Origin of the sequence: Corynebacterium sp. HMSC074H12 (assembly GCF_001813755.1) — a bacterium.
GTDB classification, from domain to species: domain Bacteria; phylum Actinomycetota; class Actinomycetes; order Mycobacteriales; family Mycobacteriaceae; genus Corynebacterium; species Corynebacterium hiratae.
The window spans coordinates 1-23,957 of record NZ_KV813901.1; the positions used below are offsets into that span (position 1 = coordinate 1).

A 23,957-nucleotide genomic window follows, 5' to 3' on the forward strand; every position below is an offset into this window, starting at 1 on the left:
ACACTATTGAGTTCTCAAACATCATCCGCACACCCGTCACATCGAATTCATCTATCCTCTGCTCTGAGCGGCTGGAGTTCATACTCTAGCTAACAAGTTTGCCCCTTGTCAACTAGGAGTTAATCTCCGTGTCACCAGCGTCTCGCGGCGACTTCGATAAATATACGCACAGCCCCAAGCTTCAACAAATCGCCAGGTTAACAGCACTTTCCTTAACCTTCGGCGCCGGTGTAGATGCACTGTCCCAGAAAACGACGAATCCCGCCGCACAAGGCGACGGGATTCGCATGCAGTCATCTAGCGAAGTCGAGAGCTCTAATTAGTTCAGCTTGGCACCGGCAAAGTTCTTCTTACCGCGACGAAGCACCAGCCACTTACCGTGAAGCAAGTCTTCGTCCGCCGGCTCCCAGTCATCGGCTTCAATACGCTGGTTATTGACATAGGCGCCACCTTCCTTGATGGTGCGACGAGCCGCACCCTTAGAATCTGCCAGACCAGAAGCAACCAACAGATCAACGATGGAGCGCGGTTCACCGGCAGCCACCTCGGCCACGGTGGTTTCAGAAAGCGCACCCGCCAGCGTTTGCTCATCAAGGTCAGCAAGCTCTGCTTTACCGAACAGCGCTTGAGCAGCAAGTTCGACAGCCTTGGTGGCTTCCGCGCCGTGGACCAGCGTGGTCATCTCCTGGGCGAGACGGCGTTGTGCCTCGCGACGGAAAGGTTCATTAGCAACCTTCTCCTCGTATTCAGCGATCTCTTCCTTCGACAGGAAGCTAAACCACCGGAGGTAGTCAATAACCACGGAGTCACCGGCATTGAGGAAGTACTGGTACCACGAGTAAGGCGACGTCTTTTCCGGATCGAGCCAGAGCTTTCCGCCGCCGGTAGACTTGCCAAACTTTTGCCCCTGGGCATCCGTCACCAACGGGACGGTGAGTCCGTGAACCTTGACGCCCTTAACGCGGCGATTGAGGTCGACGCCAGACACGATGTTGCCCCACTGATCGCCACCGCCAATCTGCAGGACGCAGTCGTACTCCTCGTTGAGGTGAACGTAGTCATTGGACTGGAGGAGCATGTAGGAGAACTCGGTGTAGGAAATACCGTCGGACTCCAAGCGGCGCTTGACGGTATCACGGTCCAACATGGTATTCAGCGAGAAGTTCTTGCCGACATCACGCAGGAAATCAATGACGGTCATCTGCGAGGTCCAGTCAGCATTGTTGACCATGGTGGCTGCGTTCTCGCCCTCAAAGTCAACAAACTGGCGTAGCTGTTTCTTGATAGCCACCATGTTCTCGTTGATGGTCTCCTGCGACAGCATGGTGCGCTCCCCTACGTCGCGTGGGTCACCGATTTGGCCCGTCGCGCCACCGGCCAAAGCAATCGGGTGGTGGCCAGCTTTTTGGAAGCGGCGCAGCATAATCATCGGAACGAGGTGACCAGCATGGAGGGAGTCACCGGTTGGATCAAAACCGCAGTACAAGGTAATGGGCTCTTCGCAAGCCTCGCGCAGTGCGTCAAGGTCGGTGGACTGGTTAATGAGGCCGCGCCACTGCAGCTCATCGATGATGTTCATGAATGCTCCTTGGAAAGTCGATTCGGTGCTGTCAGAATTAGTTCTGGGGTGGCCACGGTACTGCGTGGTCTACCAGCATGACGGGAATGTCGTTCTCAATGGGATAGGCCACGCCGAGGCGTTCGTTGACCAAAACCTGTTCTTCGGCCAGATAGTTCAGCGGACCTTTATCCTGCGGACATACCAAGATGTCGAGCAGCTTCGAATCGAGACTCATAACCGCTAACCCTACACCTCCTTGGATTCGATGGATGGAAGGGTCCCGCCGTATTCGAGTTTGAGAGCCATGGAATGGTTGCGCAGGTTGCGTACTGAGTTTTGGGCAATGGCGTCTCGAATCTCGCCCATCTCTCGGCCTAGGATCCCCAGCGATTCGCTCATTTCCTCGACAGCCACTGGATTCTTCAAGTCCGTGACGTCGAGGTAAGAATTCACCAGCTCCTTAGAGTGTTCTTCAATCATGTCCCGCACGAGGGCTTGCTGGTGTGGGGCATCGTCGAGGCGGTGCCAATTGTCTAGGACCCACACGGCCGAGTCATCGAACGAGTCCCACGCTTTCTTAACAGGTCCGGGCACTTTGGACTGCTTCAGGTTGTATCGGACGCCCTCCAATGAGCTAATCAGTTGACCTGCACCCGAGGTGGGGGCCTCAATAGCTTTCTCCTGCTTTGGCGGCGTCACGAATCCCGCAGCCGCACCTGTGCAGACCGCGACCAGTGGCCACAAGAAACCTAAACCGCCACCAGTCAACACGTGAAGGACGATAACGAGCGCCGTTACCGCAACGCCGACGACGATCTTCCGCGAGTTCAGTGTGTTCATAAGGTGTAGGTCCTCCTGGGGATAGGTGGAGATTTTTACTGGTAAGCGCGGATTTCCTCGAAGGCCGCGGCGAGGTCACCGTTGAGCGCATCGAATGTCTTGCCGCCCGTGAGCTGAGCAAGCTCCTCCATCTCTTGAATGTTGGCTTCACCATACAAGATGACAAAGACCGGGATCTCCTTTTTCTCTGGGGGAAGCTGCTCATAGGCCTCCTTAAATTGTGCAAAAGTACGCCCACGCGTCACTTCGCCATCAGTCATGAGCACCACGGTCCCAATCTCGCCGCTGCTGGTGTCTACCTCGTTGAAGGCATTGAGCACAGCCTCGAACGTCGCCGTATCGCCATCCGCCACGAGTCGATCTACGCGATCAGCAAGCTCTTTTGTGGTTGCCGGGTTCTGCAAATCGACTCGCGCGCGAGTCGGCTGCTGCGGCTCAGAAGAATATGGGATGAGCTTGATCTGCTCACGGTTACGGAAGGCTACCTGGCCTTCGCCGTCTGGAGAGCCGTCAGCTGAGCCGTCGATCAGCGGGCGCAGACTATTCTTGAGCAAATCAATGCGCTCGCCCTCCATGGAGCCCGAGGTATCCAAGACCAGCGCCGTGTTGCCAGGGTTACGCAGCTCGTGAGCAAAGGCATCCTCCAGTGCGCTTACGGTTTGTTCATTGGCCGGGTACGGCAGCTCGAAGATGGTCCCGGGCATGTCAGAATCGTCCACACGCAGGTGGTAGCTCCTCAGCTTCTCTGGGTGTTCAGCAAACCATTCGGCAAGTGCCTGCACCTTACCTTCAGCCTCCTGGTCCGGGGAGCTGGCGAGAGCCGACAAAGGGTAGTCCGCCGAAATCACGCCGTCGGAGGGGATGACCACCTCAAGATCGACGCCCTCATCCTTGAGCTGGTACAGCACTGATTCATAGTTAAGGATGGCGTCGGCCTGCTCCGGATGCTCGCGGAACCTATCAGCCAGCCAACCCGACGATCCCGACGTTAAAGTCTGGTTACTGAAGAGTTTCTGGACCTTGCCCGTGGCCTGGCGGATATCCTTCTCCGTAAGCGCGCGCCCGGTGTCCGCGAAAGCAGTGGTCGCAGCCGATAGCGCGGAGAAGCCCGAGTTTGAGGTCGAAGGATCGGTCATACCGAAGGTAATCCCCGAGTCAGCAATCTCCTGCCACGTTGGTTGCTTCGTGGTCCAGCCCTTTTCCTTAGCCACGGAAGGCTGCACACCGAGTACCACGGGGGATCGCGCCACACTGTGTTCTTTGCGCAGCTTCTCATCGGCACCAATGATGCGCGCATAACGATTGGTGGCAAACCACGTGGCATCATAGGATCCGTCGAAACCGCCTTGTTTCAGGCTGCGGGAATTCGCCAGCGTCCCATCCTCGGTGGTCATGGTGATATCGAAGCCGAGGTCCTGGGAGGCGTCGTCAAGCACCGGCTCCAGAGGCTTAAGCTCCGTGGCCGCCACAATGTTGAGGCCACCGCTGAAGGACGAGCCGGAACCCGGCATATCCACATCATCGAACAAGTCACCTGCCGAACAAGCCGTCAGCGCCATGGCGCTCAGCATGACGAGCAGGACTTTTAAAGACCGAAACATTCCCTTGTACCTTCCTGATGCTTTCCTTGCGGGGCCTTAGCCAACCACTCGCAAAATCTCTTCATAATCCGCCCACCGCAGTGGGGTGGTATCGCCACCATCCACCGGGATCTGGTAGTTATCTGAAGGCTCAATATCGGCAATGAAGTCCGAATTCTCCGAGCCCAAGCCAAGGTTCTCCGCGACTGCTGGGATTGCGTCATTCATTGCTGTGACGAACAATGCGCCCTCCTCAGTGAGTGGAAGAACGATGCTGCTTAGTTTCGTCGCCGGTTTCAACGCCAACAGCGTATAGCCGGATAGGTCCTTGCCCGCACGTTCTAGGTACACGTACTGCTCCGCGGTGGTCAATACCATAGGCATTTCGCCCTTATCCACACGGAGGAAAGCATCGAGGATGCCCTGATCAGTGGTTTCGCCATACCCCTGATCAGCAACGAGGCGGCGCATGATGTCATCCGCCTGCGCGTTGATCTTCTCCTTGTTATCGCTGCCCAGGTCCTTATCCGCATAGTTCGCGGCCGCGGTGTGTACGACCCGGGCATAGCGCAGTGCGGCAAAGGACTGGTCCACCTGTGGCACGGCCACATCCACCACGCGCGGCGAGCCGAAGGACGGACTGATGTCCCGCCAGCGAGTGTCTTTCTGGGACATCTCCACCAGCGTCTCCATGTCCAAAGCCGCCTGGTTGTCGTATCCCGCAACCAAGCCGTGGTCCCTCATGTCCTCGACAAGCTCGCTATGTACCAGCACCAACAGCGGCTTACCAAAAAACATCGGGGATAGGTCATCCCTTCCGGCTAGTTCCGGATGGGCATCGCGCACATCGGAGGTCCATGTAGCGCCGTTAGGATCCGCGAGCACAAAGTCATAATCTTTGTCCAAGCTACTGCTTCCTTCAACGAAGTTCCGTGCCGGCAGGATATCGAGCTCGAGTTCGATATTGTGCTTTTCCATCGCCTTCGTTGTGGCCGGGTCCTTAAAAACAGCCTCCAGCTCCGGGCTAATGGCGCCCTTAACGTGGTGCGTAGTTGTGGAAAAGCCAAAGCTCGGAAGGGAACTACCTCCGCGCCCTATCACGACGGATACCACAGCGAGCGCAAGGAAAACCGCGGCGATCACGAAGGACTTGGTGCGCTTCTTCGATGATGAGCTGCTCATGTTCTAAATCATAAAGTGATTTTCTTCTCACCGCTGGATTCGCGGCGGGGTAAGGGGAGAAACAGGCTCCCCCCTTTCCGTGCGCTCTGGTTAAAGAAGAGAAGGTACGTTCGCGACCAACGAGAAAAGGTCCTTCGGGTCGTCGGGGTTCGCGATGATGTCGATTTCGGATTCCAAATCTGTACCCTTGACGGAATCACGCAGGTAGCGCAGTGCAGAAAAATCATTGATGGCAAATCCGACATCATCGAAGAGCGTAATCTGCTCATCATTATCGCGCCCGGTGGCCTGGCCGGTGAGTACCTGATAGAACTCGACAACCGGGAAGTCCTCCGGCTTCTGCTGAATCTCTCCTTCGATGCGTGTCTGCTCTGGGAATTCAACAAAGACCTTGGATTTATCCAGGATGGAGCTTTCGAGCTCGGTCTTGCCCGGGCAATCACCACCGACGGCATTGAGGTGCACGCCCGGTGCAACGTGGCGCTCGGCCAGAATCTGGTTTTGAGCCTTGTCCGCAGTGCAGGTGGTAATGATATCCGCGCCCACAACGACCTCGTCAACGCTCGAAACGGCCGTAATGTTGAAGCCCAGCGGTTCCAGATTGCGTCGGAATTTCTCTACGGCCTCAGGGTCAATATCGTAGATGGCAATGTCATCGATTCCCATCACTCCGCGGAAGGCAAGGGCCTGGAACTCGGACTGGGAGCCGGCACCCACCATGGCCATGCGCTTAGAATCCTTGCGGGCTAGGTACTTGGCCACCATGGCGGAGGTCGCGGCCGTGCGTAGTGCAGTAAGAAGCGTCATTTCAGCTTCGAAGGTGGGGTATCCATTGTCGACGTCTGCCAACACGCCGAAGGCAGTAACCGTTTGAAAGCCGCGGGCGGGGTTGGACGGGTGACCGTTAACGTATTTGAAGGAGTACTCCTTGCCATTGGAGGTCGGCATGAGCTCGATAACACCAAAGGGGGTGTGGGAGGCAACGCGCGCAACCTTGTCGAAGCGCTCCCATTCGCGGTAGTCGGCTTCAAGGTAGTCCACCATCCCGGTGATGATGTTCTCGACGCCTTCGCGCTGAATCCAGCGCGCCATATTCTCTACATCAACAAACTTAACTACAGGCTTCATCAAAGTCTCCATTCTTAGTTCTTGTCTTGGTTCTTGCTGTTCTGTGCGTTTCGGTTCCTGGGGTGAAGGTCCGTTTGCGGTGCGGCCGGGAAGCGCGAGGTCGGCAGGTGCTTGGCCTTCCTCTCCGCCGCAATCGCGTAGATCCGCTCACGCCAGGCAAACCACATTGCCGCAAACACTGGGATGAGAAGTAGCGTTGAGGCCAAAGCGAAGGTTCCGATGGGGTAATCGAAAGCCATGAGGATGATGACCACGCCGATGAAAGCGAGAACGGACCAGTCACCAGCTTGGCCGAATGGCGAGCGGTAGTTCGGGCGGGTATAGCGCCCCTTCTTGGCCAGCTGCACGAACTTGATGTGTGACAAGGCCACTGCAGCCCACGACGCCAGTGTGCCCAGCGCCGCCAAGTTCAGCACGATTTCGAAGGCCATTTCAGGCACAACATAGTTGAGGAACACACCGGCAAGGCCGACGAAGGCGGCCATCACGATGCCACCATAGGGCACACCGGACTTGGACATACGCGCGCCGAACTTCGGCCCGGAGCCGGCAGTAGACATGTTGTACATGATGCGGCCCGTCGAATACAGTCCAGCGTTTAGCGAGGAAATTGCCGCGGTGATGACAACCAGCTGGAAGATCGGTGCGGCATAACCAGCGCCGAGGGATTCGAAGAAGGTCACGAACGGCGATACTTCCGCAACGTAGCTGGTGTACGGCAGCACCAGAGTCAGCAGCAGCACACTACCGAAGTAGAAGACCACGATGCGGAACAGGACGCTGTTGACCGCGCGTGGGATGTGCTTCTCCACGTCCTTGGTCTCACCGGAGGTGGTGCCCACCAGCTCGATACCGGCGTAGGCGAAGACCACACCCTGGATGACGATGACGGCGGGAAGCAGGCCATTGGGAAGCCAGCCACCGGCATCGGAAATCAGGCTAAAGCCCGTGGGGTCACCATTCGGGTGCCCCATAATCACCACGCCGATAGCCACAACCATGAAAACCAACAGCGCGATGATCTTGATCATGGAGAACCAATACTCCAGTTCACCGAAGATCTTCACCGACAACATGTTGAACAACAGGATGCTGCACACTACGCCGAGAGCAAGTAACCATTGCGGGACAGCGTCGAGCCAGGAGGTGTACTGACCAAACCACTTGATGTAGATGGCCACGGCTGTGCCGTCGGCCACCAGGGTCGCAGCCCAGTTGCCCCAGTAGAGCCATCCGGTAACGAAGGCAGTCTTTTCGCCGTAAAACTCACGCGCATAGGACACGAAAGAACCCGAACTTGGGCGGTAGACGATGAGTTCGCCGAGCGAGCGCAAGATAATGTAACCGAAGAAACCGCAGACCAAATACAAAACTGCGAGAAATGGTCCAGCGGTTTGCAAACGGCTGCCGGTACCGAGCAACAAACCGGTACCGATCGCAGAGCCGATGGCAATCATCTGGAGCTGGCGATTGCCCATCCCCTTCTGAAGTCCGTGGTCTTCCGAAGCATAGACCGCTTTCTCCTTCTCGTGAGACTCCGTGTTGGGCGGGCGAAGTGTATCAGCCATTAGGAAGGTAGTCCTTTCAAAGTTGCGAACGTGCCTTTCTTCACATTCCCTAAGAAAACGTTATAACAACCTAATGAGACTTCCGTCACTTCAATACCCCCACAGTGCAACCCAGCACATCGATGCCCAGTAGTAATAGATTTGTTTTCTACCCCCACACACACAAAAGAACCGCATGGTCTGAAAAGACCATGCGGTTATTCATTCTCTGTGCGGACTAGCGCAGGGAAGTTTTGGCCCACTCCCGCGCGGCGCCAGCGCGCTCGCGAACCTTGTCACGCTGCTCCACCACGCGAACGCCAGCGGTTCCGCCCTTGGTGGAGCGGGATGCCACTGCCCCATCGATGGTCAGCACCTCACGAACTTCCGGAAGCAGGCGCTTGTCGACGCCCGCCAGTTCCTCATCCGTAAGATCCACCAGATCCACACCGCGAGACTCCGCGATCTGCACACAGGCACCGGAAGCCTCATGCGCCTCACGGAACGGCACACCCTGGCGCACCATCCATTCGGCCAGGTCGGTGGCCAAAGTAAAGCCACGCGGGGCCAGCTCACGCATGCGGTCTTCATGGAAGGTCAGGGTTTCCACCAGCCCAGTCATGGCAGGCAGCAAGAGGTTCAGCTGCGCCACCGAGTCCACGATGGGCTCCTTATCCTCCTGCAGGTCTCGGTTATAGGCCAAAGGCTGCGCCTTGAGCGTTGCCAACAGGCCGGTGAGGTTACCGATGAGTCGGCCGGTCTTACCGCGGGTCAGCTCCGGAACGTCCGGGTTCTTCTTCTGCGGCATGATCGAGGAACCAGTCGACCAGGCATCATCCAGGGTGACGTAGCCGTACTCCGGGGTGCACCAGTAGATGATCTCTTCCGACAGCCGGGACATGTCCACCGCGATCTGGGTGAGCACGAAGGCCGTCTCGGAGGCGAAGTCACGTGCCGCCGTACCGTCCAGCGAGTTCTCCGCGGAAGAATCGAAGCCCAGCTCCTCGGCAATCGCCTCCGGATCCAGGTGCAGCGAGGAACCCGCAAGCGCACCAGAACCATAAGGGGACACCGCCAAGCGCTTATCGAGATCTTGCAGGCGCTCGATATCGCGCAGCAGCGGCTGGGCATGAGCGAGCAGCTCGTGTGCCAGCAGCACCGGCTGCGCCGCCTGGGAGTGGGTCTTGCCCGGCATAATGGCATCCGGGTGGGCCTCAGCCTGGCTGGCCAGAGCCTCCACCAAATCCGTGACCTGAAGTGCGATATCGCGAATGGCATCGCGAATCCACATCCGGAACAGCGTCGCCACCTGGTCATTGCGGGAGCGCCCAGCGCGCAGGCGGCCGCCAACCTCAGGGCCTACGATGTCGATGAGGCCGCGCTCCATCGCACCGTGGACATCCTCGTCCGTCGGAAGCGGGGTGAATTCACCAGAAGCGACCTTCTCCCCTAGTTCACTCAGGCCGTTAAGCATGGTGTCCAAGTCAGCGTCGGATAGCAATCCGGCCTTGTGCAGTACCTTGGCGTGAGCCTTGGAGGCCAGCACGTCATAGGGGGCGAGGACCCAGTCGAAGTGGGTGGATACGGACAGGGCAAACATCGCCTCGGAGGGGCCGCCCGAAAAGCGGCCACCCCACAGCGCACCCTCGTTAGTCTTGTGCATCGATTCCTTACCTTGACCTTGGCTGTGCTGGTTTACTTACCGGTGGGGAAACCGCCGTCGCGGTCACGCTGGTTGGAGATCTGCGTCGACAGGCCGTGCAGCTGGACAAAGCCCTTGGCCGCGGTCTGATCGAAGGTATCACCGGTGTCGTAGGTAGCCAGGTCGAAGGAGTACAGCGACTGGCCAGAGCGACGGCCGTTGACGGTGGCGGTGCCAGCATGCAGAACCATGCGGATATCGCCGGTGACGTTCTCCTGGGTGGACTCGGTGAAAGCATCCAGGGAGCGCTTCAGCGGCGAGAACCAGAGGCCATCGTAGACCTCCTCGGACCAGCGAGCGTCCGTGAGGCGCTTGTAACGGGCCAGCTCGCGTTCCACGGTGACGTCTTCCAGCGCCTCGTGAGCCTTGATGAGCACCATGGCACCAGGGGCCTCGTAGACCTCGCGAGACTTGATGCCTACCAAGCGGTCCTCCACCATGTCGAGGCGGCCAATGCCCTGGGCACCAGCGCGGCGGTTAAGCTCCTCGATAGCCTGGAGGACGGTCACCGGCTTGCCGTCAATAGCAGTGGGAACACCCTTGTCAAAAGTGATGGTCACCTCGTCCGGGGCATTGCCCAGGTCCGGCTGCTCGGTGTAGGCGTACAGGTCCTTTGTCGGCGGGTTCCACAGGTCCTCTAGGAAGCCGGTCTCTACCGCGCGGCCCCAGACGTTCTGGTCAATGGAGAACGGGGATGCTGCGGACTGCTCGATGGGAAGGTTAATTTCCTCGGCGAAGGCGATAGCCTTATCTCGGGTCCAGGCGTAGTCACGCGCCGGGGCGATGATCTCCAGAGCCGGATCCAACGCGCGGAAAGAGACCTCAAAGCGCACCTGATCGTTACCCTTGCCGGTGCAACCGTGGGAGACGTGGGTGCCGCCGTGTGTCTGAGCAGCCTCAACGAGGTGCTTGACAATGAGCGGGCGGGAGATGGCCGATACCAGCGGGTACTGCTTCATGTACATGCCGTTTGCCTTGATGGTGGGCAGGCAGTACTCTTCTGCGAACTCATCCTTGGCATCAACGACGATGGACTCGACCGCACCGCAGTCGAGGGCGCGCTGGCGCACGGACTCCATGTCCTCGCCACCCTGGCCGAGGTCAAGAGAGACGGCGATGACTTCGCCGCCGGTCATCTTGGCCAGGTAAGGAATGGCGACAGAGGTATCGAGACCGCCAGAGTAGGCAAGCACAACGCGTGCAGTCATAGTAATTTGCTCCTTTAAGACAAACAGGTGCTAAAAAATCGAACTTATTTATATTATACAGACTTACGTATAAATGTTAAATGCTGCGGTTGGTGAGTTTCTCACCAAGCTCGCGGCCGGTCAACCCTTCGCGCGCGAGGACGAAGATCGTGTCATCGCCCGCGATACAGCCGACCACGTCTGGAAGTCCCACGCGGTCGATGAAGGAGGCCAAGTACTGCGCAGCGCCCGCCGGGGTGCGCAGCATGGCGATGTTGCCAGAGAAGTCATGGGACACCACCAGTTCATCAAGCATGCGCCGGAGCTTCTCTCGCGGGCCGTTGAGCTGATCTTCGAATTGCTCCAACTCACCGCCCACCACGTAGAAGGACCGCCCGCCATCGCGCTTGACCTTCTTGGCTCCCAGCTCATCGAGATCACGCGACAACGTAGCCTGCGTGATATCAATCCCCTCATCGAGCAGGAGCTCTGAGAGCTGAACTTGGCTGGTGACCCGGGTGCGATCCAAGATCTCCAAGATCTTGGCTTGGCGGGCGTTGCGTGTAGTTGGGGTCGTAGTCATTCGTTTAGTTCTCCTTTTGAGCCGCAAGGAGCCAGACCAGCAGCGCCTTCTGCGCATGGAGGCGGTTTTCTGCCTCGTCGAAAACGCGCGACTGGGGCCCATCAATTACCTCAGCAGTTACTTCGTTACCGCGGTAGGCCGGCAAACAGTGCAGGAAGATTGCCTCGTCCTTAGCGCGGGACATCACATCCGCGGTCACCTGATAGGGCAAGAACGGTGTGCGGCGGTCCTTGCCGTCATTCTCCTGGCCCATGGACACCCACGTGTCTGTAATGACAACATCAGCGCCGTCCACGCCGTCAAGGGAATCGGTCACCGTCACCGTACCGCGCTTTCGGGCACGCTCAACAAACTCCGCCTGCGGCTGGAAACCCTCCGGGGCAACAATGGTCATCTCCACGCCAGCGGTAGCAAACCCCAGCATGTAGGAATTTGCCATGTTGTTGTTGCCATCCCCTAGGTAGACGGCCTTCAGTCCAGTAAGGCCCCCGAAGTTCTCATGGCAGGTCACCAAGTCCGCCAAGATCTGGCAGGGATGGAGGTCATCGGACAAGGCGTTGACAATTGGTACCGTCGCAGTCTCCGCCATGTCCAGAAGGTTTTGATGCGCATATGTGCGCCACACGATCGCCTCAACGAAACGGGAGAGCACCGCTGCGGTGTCCTGGTAGGTCTCCCCTTTGCCCATCTGCGTCGACTTAGTTTCCGTCACGATGGCGTGGCCGCCCAGGTGAGCAATTCCCGCCTCGAAGGAGAAACGCGTGCGCGTCGACGTCTTATCAAAGAGCACAGCCACCGACTTCGGCCCCTCTAACGGGCGCTCGGAGAAGGGATTCTTCTTGAGCCTTAGAGCCAGGTCGAGAACCTCGGCTTGCTCCTGCGGCGTGAGGTCATCATCGGCCAAGAAATGGCGCACACTCATGCAACTTCCTCCAGTACCTTATGCAGGCGTTCCACCGCCTGGGTGAGTTCTTCATCGGTGATCACCAGCGGCGGGGTCAAGCGTACGACCTCGCTACTTGGGGCGTTGAGGATTAGTCCATGCTGCAAACCTGCAGCCACGACTTCCTTGGCCACCGACTTATTTAATACAACACCTAGCATAAGCCCTCGGCCCCTCACCGACTGCACCGCAGGGGATTTACCAATCTCCTGCCGCAACCACTCGCCCTTGCGGGTGACTTCGGCGAGGAAGGGGACGTCGACAAGCTCCAGCACCGTTGACGCCGCCGCACACGAGACAGGATTGCCGCCAAACGTCGTGCCGTGGGAGCCCGGAGTGAAAAGGTCTGCGGCCTGACCACGCGCAATGGTGGCACCGATAGGCATGCCAGCACCCAGCCCCTTCGCCATGGTGATGACATCCGGGAGGATGCCTTCATGCTGGAAGGCGAAGAAGTCACCGGTACGCCCCACACCCGTTTGCACCTCATCCACGACCATGAGGATGCCGTGCTTGGTGCAGAGCTCACGCACCGCCGTCAGGAAACCTTCAGGTGCCGGGATGACACCCGTCTCCCCCTGGATGGGCTCCAAGATAATGGAGGCGGTGTCCTCCGGATCTTGCTCCACCAAAGCGGTCAGGTAGTCGATGTCGCCATAGGTATAAAACTCCACTCCGCCCGGGAAAGGTTCAAAGGCTTTGCGTTTGCTGGGCTGCCCAGTCATGGCCAAAGAACCCATTGTCCGGCCATGGAAACCATGGTGCGCTGCAAGGACGCGGCGACGGCCGGTCAGACGAGCCAGTTTAAAGGCCGCCTCATTAGCTTCCGCGCCAGAGTTAGAGAAGAAGACGCGGGCCTCGCTATCCCCCACCTTGTCCAGGAGTTTCCCGGCGGTCTCAACCACGGGCTTACTGGCAAAAAGGTTTGACACGTGACCCACGGTAGCGACCTGGGTGCTCACCGCTTCGACGATTGTCGGGTGGGCATAGCCTAAAGAATTCACCGCGATACCAGCGAGCATGTCGATATAGTTTTTTCCGTCTTCATCGGTGACGGTGGCTCCCCTGCCGGCCACGATGGCCACGGGTGGGGTTCCATAGGTGTTGCTGAGCACCTGACCCCAACGCTCTGTCAACTTGGTCTGCGCGGTCACTTGTTATCGTCCTTCCTGAAGACCGTTCCCTCAGGGTAGTCCTCGCGGTTATAGTCATTGGGCAGCACCATCGTGCCGATTCCTCCCATAGTCAGCAGCTCCAGCAGCACGGCGTGGGCGATGCGCCCGTCGATGACGTGCGCGGCGCTAACCCCGCCCTCGACGGCCATGAGGCAGGACTCCATCTTCGGGATCATTCCGGAATCCAGGCCTGGGAGGAGCGCGCTGAGCTTGTCAATCTCGATCTTCGACACCAAGGAGTCGCGGTTCGGCCAATCGGTGTACAGGCCCTCCACATTCGTGAGAATCACCAAGCGCTCGGCGCCCAACGCTCGCGCTAGGGCCCCGGCCGCGATATCCGCGTTGATGTTGTACACCTCGCCATCGTTACCAGGCGCGATGGTGGATACCACCGGGATGCGCCCGGCCTCGATGATGTCCATGACCGCTGTGGGATCCACGCTGACAATCTCTCCCACCATGCCGATATCTGTCGGCTCACCATTGACCTGGACAAGCCGCTTGCGCGCCTTGAACAACCCAGCATCCTCGCCTGAGGTCCCAACAGCATATGGCCCATGAGAGTTAATGAGGTTGACCAGGCCGCGCCCCACTTGGCCAAAGAGAACCATGCGAACCACATCCATGATCTCCGGAGTAGTCACGCGGAAACCGCCCTTGAATTCCCCCTCGATTCCCAGCCTGCCCAGCATCTCGTTGATCTGCGGGCCACCGCCGTGGACAACGACGGGCTTGGCACCCACGGTGCGCAGAAAAACCATGTCAGCAGCGAAGGCGGCCTTGAGGGAATCATCCACCATCGCGTTGCCGCCATACTTTACGACGACAATCTTGTCGCGGTAGTGCTGCAGCCACGGCAAGGCCTCTGCGAGCACAGTGGCGCGGTCCGCATTGCTAAGTCCCTGAAGCATTTTTCCTCCTTGTTCCTTTAGGAGCTGTACGCGGAGTTGATCTCCACGTAGTCATGGGACAGGTCGGTGGTGCGGACAAAAGCGGTACCGGCTCCCCCTGTACCCAAGTCAACGCGCACATCAATATCGGCCCCGGAGAGATCCACGTCGCGCGCGCCGGGCGCGCCAGTGGAACCGACGCATACGGCTTGGTCATTGAAAAACACGGAGATGTTGTCCGGATCCATCTCGGCATCCGCCATTCCTACGGCGGCGAGCACGCGGCCCCAGTTCGGGTCCGATCCGAACATGGCGCACTTGAAGAGGTTGTCGCGGCCCAGAGTGCGCGCGGCGTTGAGCGCCTGCTCATCAGTAGCGGTGCCTTCCACGATGATCTTCACGCGCTTGGTCACGCCCTCGGCGTCTGCTTGGAGCTGATCCGCGATATCGGCGCACACCGCGAGAACCGCAGCGTCCAGCTCCTCCTGGCTAGGCTCCACCCCGGAAGCGCCGGAAGCCATGATGATGACCGTGTCATTCGTCGATGTAGAGCCGTCCACATCGAGCGTATTGAAAGTTTGATCGCTCGCTGCCTGCAGCGCCGAGTGCAAGGCCTCAGAGGAGGCAACAGCGTCGGTGGTGATGCACACCAGCATGGTGGCCAGTGACGGCGCCATCATGCCTACGCCCTTGCCCATCGCACCCATGCTCCAGCCCTCGGCCTCAATGAGTGCTTCTTTAGCGACGGTATCGGTGGTCATGATGGCCTCGGCCGCGGCCTTACCGTGAGCTGCATCCGCGCCAAGATCTCCGACAACCACTTCGACGCCAGCCAATGCCTTATCCATGGGAAGGAGCTCTCCAATCAGTCCCGTCGAGCACGCCGCGATGTTGGCGGCAGGGATACCCGTGTGCTCAGCGGTGGCTTCCACAATCGCCGCGGCATCCTTGTCTCCTTGTTCGCCGTTGCAGGCATTCGCGTTGCCGGAGTTATAAATGACGGCCTGAACAGTGCCGTCCGCAACTGCTTCGCGGGAAAGCTTTACGGGTGCGGCCACCACGCGGTTGCGCGTGAAGACCGCAGCGGCGTCGAAATTAGGACCCTGGTTAACCACGAGGGCCATGTCGGGTTTTCCGGAGGGCTTGATTCCGGCTGTCGTGGCGCCAGCCAGGAATCCTGCAGGGGCGGTAATCATGTCGAGTTTCTCCTAGTTCGTGTGGAAGTGAGTTGAGGAAGGCGGCGCGGAACGCTTGGGAAAGTAGGGGTGCCCCTTAAGGGGCAACTGCTGCCTGTGGAAGGCCCAGGGTTTCTTCCCATCCCAAAGTCAGGTTCATGCACTGGACAGCAGCGCCGGCGGTGCCCTTGCACAGGTTGTCCAGAGCCGCGGTAATCACGAGACGGCGGGCGCGCTCATCCACGTGTGCTTGGATATGGACCATGTTGCTGCCCACCACGTTTTGCGTTTCTGGCTGTTGGCCCTCAGGCAGGACGAGGCAGAATGGTTCATCAGCATAAAAGTCACGGAAGGCCTCGGCGACTGTGCGCTTGTCGACGCCCCCCTTCAACGGCGCCGTAATCGTCGCCAGAATGCCACGAGGCAGCGGCGCCAGCACCGGAGTGAAACTCACAGACACCGGTTGCTGCGTAAAAGGCTGTAGGTTTTGCAGGACCTCCGGGGTATGCCGGTGTGTCCCGCCTGGCTTATAGGCTTTGAGGTTGCCCATAGTTTCCGCACCTAGCTGCGCCACGGAGGCCTTCTTGCCTGCCCCGGACACCCCGGTGATTGCTATCACCGACAGATCTGGCTCAATCAGATCCTGCGCTACGGCCGGCAGCGCACCCAGGGTAATCGTGGTGGGAAAGCACCCCGGTACGGCAACGCGGTTGCTACCTTTAAGCTCCTCACGATTGCCGGGAACCTCCGGGATTCCATAAGGCCAAGCACCGGCGTACTCACCACCATAAAACGCGTCCCAGTCTTCCTTGCTACGCAAGCGGAAGTCAGCTGCGCAGTCAATCACCGTGACGGACTCCCCCAGCTGGCGGCCGATCTCCGCGGAGTGCCCGTGCGGCAAACCGAGGAAAACGATGTCATGGCCAGCTAGAATCTCCGGCGTGGTGTCCTCGATGACGCGGTCCGCCAGTTGCGGCAGGTGCGGCATGAGCTCAGATACTCGCTGACCTGCGTTGGAGTGCCCGGTGAGCGCGCCGATGCGCAACTCCCCGGAGAGGTACGCTGGGTGCGACAGCAAGAGACGGAGGATTTCGCCACCTGCATAGCCCGTAGCTCCGGCGATTGCTACTGAAATAGTCATGCAGCTACTCTAGCAAATAATGCATTCCGCCGTATGTTATTCAGAAAAAATGCGCCGAAGAGCTCGGCGCACAGGTGAGGAAAAGTAGGGTTCAGGAAGGTTTACATGACGCGGGACGAGACGTTCCCCAGTCCCTCCGCACCCGATACGGCGGTCTTTCCTGCATAGCCTAGGTAGCCATGCGGGCCGACGAAGTGGATACCGCCCTGGGCATCCGCGATGGCTACAACCTCATTGAACTGGTGAACCTGGCCGGGCTGCAGGCGCTTGAAGCTCGTGGTTGTCAGCCCCTGGTTGAAGCAGTCAGCCTTGGAGCGACCTGCGTGGTAGAAAAAGCGCGGCGCCAACCGGCCCGGCGGGTTGCACTGCGGGCTAGAGGCCCGTGCCCCTTCGGACAGGCACGCGACGTAGGTTCCTTCGATGTTCGAAGCTTCACAGTTGACGGTGCCATCGGCGTTGGAGAAACCTTGGGACAAGTCAGCGGAGGCGTGTGGGGCGATGGTCAGTGCGCCGACAACGGCGGCGGTGGCTGTGAGACGAGAAATAAGACGCATGGTGTGAACAATCCTTTCGGTGTGGCTTGGTCTGGAAACTCAGCACCTTTGCTGCACCCTTGAGGTTATGAGGCAGAGCACACCCCTTCCAGCGCTAGGGGATCTCTCCCCACATCAGCACCTGCCCCAACGCGCGCAAACCCGGCTAAACAAAAGCCCGGCTAACCTCCCACAGGGCTAACCGGGCTTAAAGCACTAGCGAAGCAACAGAGTCTTAGGCGCGCATCTGTGCGCCAAGGCGCTGCTTGGCCAACTCCGCAGCAGCGAGGCGGTGCTCGTTGGCCTCTTCATCAGTCAGAGTGCGGTCACCAGCACGGAAGAGAAGCTGGAAGGCTAGGGACTTCTTTCCTTCGCCGAGCTGCTCGCCACGGAAGACATCGAAAAGCTCCACGGACTCGAGGAGATCACCAGCACCCTCCTCGACCACACGGCGAACCGTCTCCGCCGGGGTTTCCTCGTCCACCACCAAGGCGATGTCCTGGTGCAAAGCCGGGAAGGAGGACAGCACGGGGGCGGGGAACTTCTCATCCAGCGGCAGGGCTGACACATCGAGCTCCATCGCACACGTGCGTGCTGGCAGCTCCAAGGCCTCAAGGACCTGCGGGTGCAACTCACCCGCGTAGCCGACGACCGTCTCCTCATCGCTTGCGAGGACGATTGCAGCACAGCGACCCGGGTGCCACGGTAGCTGCTCAGCTGCCTTCACTGCGATGTCCACGCCAGCGGAGCGAGCAACCTGGCGCGCAGACTCAATAGCATCCGCGTAGCTGTAGGCGCGGCCCGCTCCCCACGGCCCTTCGTGTTCAATGTTTCCGGTAGCAACCGTGGCTACGTGCAGCGGCTGGAGCGGCAGGGACTCGAGGAGGTCAGTGACTATGGCATCCTCCGGACGGGACTCCACCGATGGCATGGGGGAAGCATCAGCGCGCTTGAAGGCCACCTGCTGGAGACCGAACAGGGCTAGATCACTACGGCCACGGGCAACGTTGCGGGCGATAGCCTCAAGGAGATTGGGCAGCAACGTCGTGGACAGGATCGCCTTGTCTGACTCGAGCGGATTCTGCACGGCCACGGTCTGGCGGCGCGCATCCTCCTTGTCCAAGCCCCAGGTATCAAAGGTGTCGTTCGCGATGAATGGCGACGGGAGAACCTCGGCGTAGCCCGCATAGGCCAACCCATGTCCGATCGCACGGCGACGCTTCTGCGCCGGAGTTAGGCCGCGACCGCCCACCGGGGTGGGCAGGATGGTCGGAATGTCTTCCAGCCCTTCCAGACGCAGGATCTCCTCGATGAGATCAACGTCCATTTCGATGTCCGTGCGCCAAGAGGCGGGGATGACGGAGAGCTCCTCCTCCCCGCCAGACACCTCGCAGCCGACCTCCGTGAGGCGCTTCACCACGGTCTCCTGGGAGTAGTCCACGCCGGCGTACTCGCTGGGCTTGGCAGCGCGAAGGGAGATGGGTTCGCGCTTAGCGACGTCGCCCACAAGCGTCCGCCCAGCCTCGATAGTGCCGCCGGCGATCTGCTGAAGCAGCACGCACGCCACGTCCAGCGCTACCTCAACGATGGCCGGATCTACTCCGCGCTCGAAACGGCGAGAAGCCTCCGAGGAGAGCTTGTGGCGGCGGGATGTGCGGGCCACGGTGATCGGATCCCAAATGGCCGACTCGAAGTAGACATCAGTCGTCTCGTCAGAAATCTCGGAGGTGGTGCCACCCATGACGCCCGCCAAGGATTGGATACCGTTGTCATCGCAGATGACCACGTCGCCCTCCGAAAGCTCCCGCTTGACATGGTCGAGGGTCTCGAACTTCTCGCCCTCGTTGGCATTGCGCACAACGAGGTTGCCCTTGATCACGTCGGCGTCAAAGGCGTGCATCGGCGCGCCCAGAAGCAGCATGACGTAGTTCGTGACGTCGGTAGCCACGTTGACGGCGCGCTGACCGGAGAGCATGAGCTCGCGCTCCATCCAGAACGGGGTACGCGCTGCCGGGTCAATACCGGTCACCTTGCGCAGACCAAATCGCTGCGCCTTGGTTTCCTCCCTCAGGTCAACGTCGATAAGCGTGCCCTCCGGAGCCGGCACGACGGAGGTGTCGATGCCAGCCACGCTCGGATCCTGCGCCACGTCGGGGAAAGTGAGATCAAATGCGGAGGCAATTTCACGCGTCAGGCCACGCGCAGACAAGGCATAGCCACGATCCGGGGTGATGTTGACGTCGAAGACGGTATCGGACAGCCCAATAAGGGGGCGGGCATCCTCACCAATCTTGTCGGCAACCTCCTCCCCTAGCACGATGATGCCGTCTGCCTTGGGGCCGAAGCACAGCTCAGCTGCGGAGCACATCATTCCGTTGGAGATATGGTCGTAGGTCTCGCGGGCGGCAATCTTGAATCCTCCCGGCAGCTCAGCACCCGGAAGGGAGACCACGACGTAGTCGTTGAGGCGGAAGTTGCGGGCGCCGCAGATAATGCCCTGCAGCTCCCCCGTCCCATTGGCCTGGCCAACGTTGACCTGGCAATAGCGAATTGGTTTCTTGAACTGGGTGAGCTCTTCGATCTCTACAACCTGACCGATAACCAGCGGGCCCGTGGTTTCCGGAAGGGCCTCGTAGCCCTCGGTTTCAAAACCTACGCGGACAAAGCCAGAGTCCAGTTCCTCAGGGGACACGGTCCAGCCGGAATTCGCAGTGCCCAGGATGCGGGTAACCCAGTCTTGGGAAATAAGCATTGTTTTCTTTCTATCCTTTCTCTGGGTTCCTATGCCTGCACGCCAAAAGGCAGGGTGAAGCGGACATCGCCTTCGACCATGTCGCGCATATCGGTCAGGCCATTGCGGAACTGCAGGGTGCGCTCGAGGCCCATGCCGAAAGCGAAACCGGTGTATTCCTCGGGGTCAATGCCCACCGCACGCAGGACGTTGGGGTTGACCATGCCGCAGCCGCCCCACTCGATCCAGCCGGCGCCGCCCTTCTTGTTGGGGAACCAGACATCAACCTCGGCGGAGGGCTCGGTGAACGGGAAGTAGTTCACGCGCATGCGGGTGGTAGTCTCCGGGCCGAAGAGCACCTTGGCCAAGTGCTCCAAGGTGCCGCGCAGGTGGGCCATGGTCAGCCCCTTGTCCACGGCAAGGCCTTCCACTTGGTGGAAGACCGGAGTGTGGGTGGCATCGAGCTCATCGGTACGGAAAACACGGCCCGGGCAGGCAATGTAGAGCGGGACATCGCGGTCAAGCATCGTGCGCACCTGCACCGGAGATGTATGGGTACGCAGAACCTGCTTGGAGCCTTCCTTGCCCACGTGGAACGTGTCCTGCAAGGTGCGGGCCGGATGGTCGGGCTTGAAGTTCAGAGCGTCGAAGTTAAAGTACTCCGCCTCTACCTCTGGTCCTTCGGCGATTTCCCAACCCATGCCCACGAAGATGTCCGCAATCCGCTCCGACAGCGCTGTGATGGGGTGCAGGGCACCGGTCTGCGCGCGGGTGGTAGGGACGGTGACATCGACCTTCTCCGCCTTCAGCTGCGCGGCGCGGGCCTCCTGCTCCAGCACTTCACGAATCTGGGCAAAGCGCTTTTCCACCTTGCCGCGGGCCATGTTCACTGCGCGTCCAGCATCCTTGCGCTGGTCCTTCGGCAGCTGTCCGAGCGATTGGCGGGCCTGCGGGATATAGCCGCTATCACCAAGGTGCTCGCGACGGGCGGAGGTGAGCTCGTCGAGGCTGGTTGCAGCTTCGAAGGCGGCGATGGCCTTCTGCGCGGCGGCCTCGAGGGCCTCTTCGGTCAATTCGATCTGAGGTGTATCGGACACGTGCCTTGATTACCTTCTTCTCGCACAAAAACTAACGCGGGCTATCTTACCGTGCCGCCTGACTTCTGTGGCCACCAACCCTGGCACATCGGAGGCGCTAGCTGCTCTGCTGCTTCGCAGACTCATAGAGGCAAATGCTGGCGGCCGTAGCAAGGTTCAGAGATTCCGCTCGGCCAAGAATCGGGATACGCACACGCATGTCCGCCTCATCCTGCAAATCACCCAGGCCGTGCGCCTCATTGCCAAAAAGCCACGCGGTGGGCTGGGACAGGTCCGCATCGGCAAGGTCCACCTCGCCGTCGGCTGCAGTGGCCAACACTTGCAGACCAGAGGAACGCAGCTTGCCCAGTACATCCTTGATGTTGGGGTCTCGGGCTACGGGCACATGGAAAAGTGATCCGGCCGACGCGCGCGCTACCTTACAGCCCAAGGGATCCACGGTTTCCCCGGCAAAGATGACGCCATCGGCGCCCATGGCATCCGAGGTCCTGATCAGCGTTCCCGCGTTGCCCGGCTCCGCCGTTAAGACAGGAACTGACACCAGCTTCGGCTTACCGGCCAAAATCTTCCCGGCGGTCCACAGCACTGGGCGGCACACGGCAAAGAGCCCGGTGCTCGTGGCGGTGTCAGACAGGTGCTTTGCCGCCTTATCCGTAATGGGATGCACATACACGTCCATGTAGCCGCAGGCTTGAACAATGTGTGCAAAGCGCTCGGCGGCCTTCTCCGTCACGAAAACATCCGTAGCGGCACCGGTGGACACGGCCGCGTCCACGGCGTTTTCGCCCTCAATGATGAAACGCTCCGCCTTTCGGCGGCTGGCCGCCCGGTGCAATTTGGCGGCATTAACCACGCGCGGCGTGCGTTCAGTAAAGGCAGAGGAAAAACCCAGATTCATGCATTTGACGGTACCCACCGAACCAGACATTGAAAAGTCCCGCTCCCCCAGCAAGTTTGAGTGGGTAGCGGGACGGTTGGTCTCCACGTCATCTCCGTGGACACGGGTGGGCTTTATTTCTTTAGCGGAACTCCGTCGGCGTCCTTATCAAAGCCGGAGAAGCCACCGGCGATGAATACGAGCTCGACCCACTTCCAGATCACCAAGGCACCGATGAGGATAAAGCCAATGAGGATAAAAGAGGTAACGAATCCTACGATTGCAAGGCCCAACTGCCACATGCCGCGCTGCGTGCGACCAATATAGAAGTTATGAACCCCCAATTCGCCCAAGAAGAAGCACAGGAGCAGCGCTACCAACCATGACTTCTGCTCGCCGCCCGGGTGTGGCTGCTGGCCATAGTTTGACTGGTATGCATCCTGCTGTGCGGGCAGATTCTGGGACTGCTGCGAACCGCCATACGGAGCCGAGCTGTAACCGTACTGATCACTGGATGATCCGAAGGGGTTCGACTGCTGCGACTGTCCGCCATAAGAGCCACCGCCATAAGCATCGCCATTGGGCTGATACGCGCTATTCGGGTTGGTCATAACTATCTCTCCTTCGCACCATGTGCCCCTAGGGCAGGCCCAGAAGCCAACGGCTACCTTGATTTACACAACAACGAGCAATGTAACACAAACCACAAAGAGGAGCAGTACGCCCGCCGACCTAGCGGGTGCTACTCCCCACAACAAGAAACCCACCGGTCCTCCATAAGAGGGCGGTGGGTTCGTGACGTTTCTACGCTCGACGCTTACGCAGCCTTCGGTGCGTTAACGTCCTCCGGCAGTGCGGCCTTGGCGGCCTCGCACAGTGCGGAGAAAGCCTCGAAGTCGTTGACGGCAAGTTCAGCGAGAATCTTGCGGTCGACCTCGATCTCAGCCAGGCGCAGGCCGTGGATGAGGCGGTTGTAGGTGATGTCGTTCATACGAGCGGCAGCATTGATGCGCTGGATCCACAACTTGCGGAATTCAGACTTACGGGCGCGACGGTCGCGGTAAGCGTAAGTCATGGAGTGCAGCCACTGCTCCTTGGCCTTACGGTAGAGGCGGGAGCGCTGGCCGCGGTAGCCCTTAGCGGACTTCAGGATCGCGCGACGCTTCTTCTTGGCGTTAACTGAGCGCTTTACTCGTGCCACAGTAATACTTCCTTATCTTGATTGTGAGTGTGTGGGGATGGGAGTTTCGGCGCTGACTATGCGCGGCCGAGAAGGCGTTTGACGCGCTTGGTGTCTGCCTTGGCGACGTCCTCGGTGCCCTTCAGGCGACGGGTGCGCTTGGAAGGCTTGCCTTCCAGGAGGTGGCGGCGGTTAGCCTGCTCGCGACGCAGCTTGCCGGAGCCGGTCACCTTGATGCGCTTGGCGGTGCCCTTGTGAGTCTTCTGCTTCATGAGAATTAAATCCTTAAATCCTAAGTGGAGCGTGGTCTACTTCTTGCCTTTGCGGACGGGCCCAAGGACCATGGTCATATTGCGACCATCCTGCTTGGGGCGCGACTCCACGACGCCGACCTCTGCGACATCGTCAGCCAAACGCTCCAGCAGGCGGAAACCCAGCTCCGGACGCGATTGCTCGCGGCCACGGAACATGATGGTCACCTTGACCTTGGAGCCCTTCTCCAGGAAGCGCACCACGTTGCCCTTTTTGGTCTCGTAATCGTGATCATCAATCTTCGGACGGAGCTTCTGCTCCTTCACCACGGTTTGCTGCTGGTTCTTACGGGACTCGCGGGCCTTCTGAGCCTGTTCGTACTTAAACTTGCCGTAATCCATGATCTTGGCTACGGGCGGCTTAGCGTTCGGGGCAACCTCGACCAGGTCAAGATCGGCTTCGTACGCAAGCTTGCGAGCATCGTCTGTACGGACAATGCCCACCTGTTCACCACCGGGGCCAACAAGACGGACCTCGGGTACTCGGATGCGCTCATTAATGCGAGCTTCAGCGCTGATTGTGGTTCTCCTCGATTGTGGGGGCTAGTAGTGTGCCTACCGTGACCACAAACGAATAAATCCCGGTGCCAAAGG

General features: G+C 59.4%; 23 protein-coding genes. All 23 read right to left on the reverse strand.

The annotated features are described in order from the left end of the window. Nucleotides 1-319 precede the first annotated feature (319 nt). Entirely contained in the window at nucleotides 320-1,579 is a 1,260-nt protein-coding gene (tyrS, locus tag HMPREF2932_RS04550) for a tyrosine--tRNA ligase (protein WP_071409705.1), read from the reverse strand. Between the two features lie 37 nt (nucleotides 1,580-1,616). Further along, the gene (locus HMPREF2932_RS04555; protein WP_049154615.1) at nucleotides 1,617-1,796 is read right to left on the reverse strand and encodes a Trm112 family protein; all 180 of its coding nucleotides are present in this window, start codon (nucleotides 1,794-1,796) and stop codon (nucleotides 1,617-1,619) included. An 11-nt stretch (nucleotides 1,797-1,807) separates the two neighbouring features. After that, entirely contained in the window at nucleotides 1,808-2,401 is a 594-nt protein-coding gene (locus HMPREF2932_RS04560) for a hypothetical protein (protein ID WP_046648514.1), read from the reverse strand. A 35-nt stretch (nucleotides 2,402-2,436) separates the two neighbouring features. Then, entirely contained in the window at nucleotides 2,437-4,002 is a 1,566-nt protein-coding gene (locus HMPREF2932_RS04565) for a vWA domain-containing protein (protein ID WP_049154614.1), read from the reverse strand. 36 nt (nucleotides 4,003-4,038) lie between these two features. Then, nucleotides 4,039-5,163 carry a hypothetical protein gene (locus tag HMPREF2932_RS04570; protein WP_071409706.1) on the reverse strand — a complete coding sequence of 375 codons (1,125 nt, stop codon included), beginning with the start codon at nucleotides 5,161-5,163 and terminating at the stop codon, nucleotides 4,039-4,041. Between the two features lie 90 nt (nucleotides 5,164-5,253). After that, nucleotides 5,254-6,291: an ornithine cyclodeaminase gene (locus HMPREF2932_RS04575; RefSeq protein WP_049154619.1), complete on the reverse strand. Its 1,038-nt coding sequence runs from the start codon at nucleotides 6,289-6,291 to the stop codon at nucleotides 5,254-5,256. 14 nt (nucleotides 6,292-6,305) lie between these two features. Further along, nucleotides 6,306-7,859 carry an amino acid permease gene (locus HMPREF2932_RS04580; RefSeq protein ID WP_071409707.1) on the reverse strand — a complete coding sequence of 518 codons (1,554 nt, stop codon included), beginning with the start codon at nucleotides 7,857-7,859 and terminating at the stop codon, nucleotides 6,306-6,308. 217 nt (nucleotides 7,860-8,076) lie between these two features. After that, nucleotides 8,077-9,501, reverse strand: a complete 1,425-nt coding sequence (argH, locus tag HMPREF2932_RS04585) for an argininosuccinate lyase (RefSeq protein ID WP_071409708.1) — start codon at nucleotides 9,499-9,501, stop codon at nucleotides 8,077-8,079. A 32-nt stretch (nucleotides 9,502-9,533) separates the two neighbouring features. Continuing rightward, complete coding sequence (locus HMPREF2932_RS04590; RefSeq protein ID WP_046648520.1) at nucleotides 9,534-10,748, reverse strand: argininosuccinate synthase; 1,215 nt, start codon at nucleotides 10,746-10,748, stop codon at nucleotides 9,534-9,536. Between the two features lie 76 nt (nucleotides 10,749-10,824). Next, nucleotides 10,825-11,310, reverse strand: a complete 486-nt coding sequence (locus tag HMPREF2932_RS04595; RefSeq protein ID WP_046648521.1) for an arginine repressor — start codon at nucleotides 11,308-11,310, stop codon at nucleotides 10,825-10,827. Nucleotides 11,311-11,314: 4 nt separating this feature from the next. Then, entirely contained in the window at nucleotides 11,315-12,232 is a 918-nt protein-coding gene (argF, locus tag HMPREF2932_RS04600) for an ornithine carbamoyltransferase (RefSeq protein ID WP_070516974.1), read from the reverse strand. Beyond that, nucleotides 12,229-13,407: an acetylornithine transaminase gene (locus HMPREF2932_RS04605; protein WP_071409709.1), complete on the reverse strand. Its 1,179-nt coding sequence runs from the start codon at nucleotides 13,405-13,407 to the stop codon at nucleotides 12,229-12,231. The genes argF and HMPREF2932_RS04605 overlap by 4 nt, the downstream gene beginning before the upstream one ends. Next, nucleotides 13,404-14,339 (reverse strand): acetylglutamate kinase, encoded by a 936-nt coding sequence (argB, locus tag HMPREF2932_RS04610; protein ID WP_070516970.1) that lies wholly within the window; start codon nucleotides 14,337-14,339, stop codon nucleotides 13,404-13,406. Before argB ends, HMPREF2932_RS04605 begins: the two co-directional genes overlap by 4 nt. A gap of 17 nt (nucleotides 14,340-14,356) precedes the next feature. Beyond that, entirely contained in the window at nucleotides 14,357-15,514 is a 1,158-nt protein-coding gene (gene argJ / locus HMPREF2932_RS04615; protein ID WP_070516968.1) for a bifunctional glutamate N-acetyltransferase/amino-acid acetyltransferase ArgJ, read from the reverse strand. A gap of 76 nt (nucleotides 15,515-15,590) precedes the next feature. Then, entirely contained in the window at nucleotides 15,591-16,634 is a 1,044-nt protein-coding gene (gene argC, locus HMPREF2932_RS04620) for an N-acetyl-gamma-glutamyl-phosphate reductase (RefSeq protein WP_071406739.1), read from the reverse strand. A gap of 101 nt (nucleotides 16,635-16,735) precedes the next feature. Continuing rightward, nucleotides 16,736-17,188, reverse strand: a complete 453-nt coding sequence (locus HMPREF2932_RS04625; RefSeq protein ID WP_071409710.1) for a hypothetical protein — start codon at nucleotides 17,186-17,188, stop codon at nucleotides 16,736-16,738. Nucleotides 17,189-17,402: 214 nt separating this feature from the next. Then, entirely contained in the window at nucleotides 17,403-19,919 is a 2,517-nt protein-coding gene (gene pheT / locus HMPREF2932_RS04630; RefSeq protein ID WP_071409711.1) for a phenylalanine--tRNA ligase subunit beta, read from the reverse strand. A gap of 29 nt (nucleotides 19,920-19,948) precedes the next feature. Further along, nucleotides 19,949-20,995, reverse strand: a complete 1,047-nt coding sequence (pheS, locus tag HMPREF2932_RS04635) for a phenylalanine--tRNA ligase subunit alpha (RefSeq protein ID WP_046648529.1) — start codon at nucleotides 20,993-20,995, stop codon at nucleotides 19,949-19,951. A 97-nt stretch (nucleotides 20,996-21,092) separates the two neighbouring features. Continuing rightward, nucleotides 21,093-21,893 (reverse strand): TrmH family RNA methyltransferase, encoded by an 801-nt coding sequence (locus tag HMPREF2932_RS04640; RefSeq protein WP_071409756.1) that lies wholly within the window; start codon nucleotides 21,891-21,893, stop codon nucleotides 21,093-21,095. A gap of 113 nt (nucleotides 21,894-22,006) precedes the next feature. Further along, nucleotides 22,007-22,483, reverse strand: coding sequence for a TM2 domain-containing protein (locus HMPREF2932_RS04645; protein WP_071409712.1), 477 nt, complete (start codon nucleotides 22,481-22,483; stop codon nucleotides 22,007-22,009). Nucleotides 22,484-22,689: 206 nt separating this feature from the next. Then, on the reverse strand, nucleotides 22,690-23,073 hold the full coding sequence (gene rplT, locus HMPREF2932_RS04650) for a 50S ribosomal protein L20 (protein WP_005323264.1): 384 nt from the start codon (nucleotides 23,071-23,073) through the stop codon (nucleotides 22,690-22,692). Nucleotides 23,074-23,129: 56 nt separating this feature from the next. After that, nucleotides 23,130-23,324, reverse strand: a complete 195-nt coding sequence (rpmI, locus tag HMPREF2932_RS04655) for a 50S ribosomal protein L35 (RefSeq protein WP_010190075.1) — start codon at nucleotides 23,322-23,324, stop codon at nucleotides 23,130-23,132. A gap of 36 nt (nucleotides 23,325-23,360) precedes the next feature. Further along, on the reverse strand, nucleotides 23,361-23,882 hold the full coding sequence (gene infC / locus HMPREF2932_RS04660) for a translation initiation factor IF-3 (protein ID WP_080975058.1): 522 nt from the start codon (nucleotides 23,880-23,882) through the stop codon (nucleotides 23,361-23,363). Nucleotides 23,883-23,957: the final 75 nt, after the last annotated feature.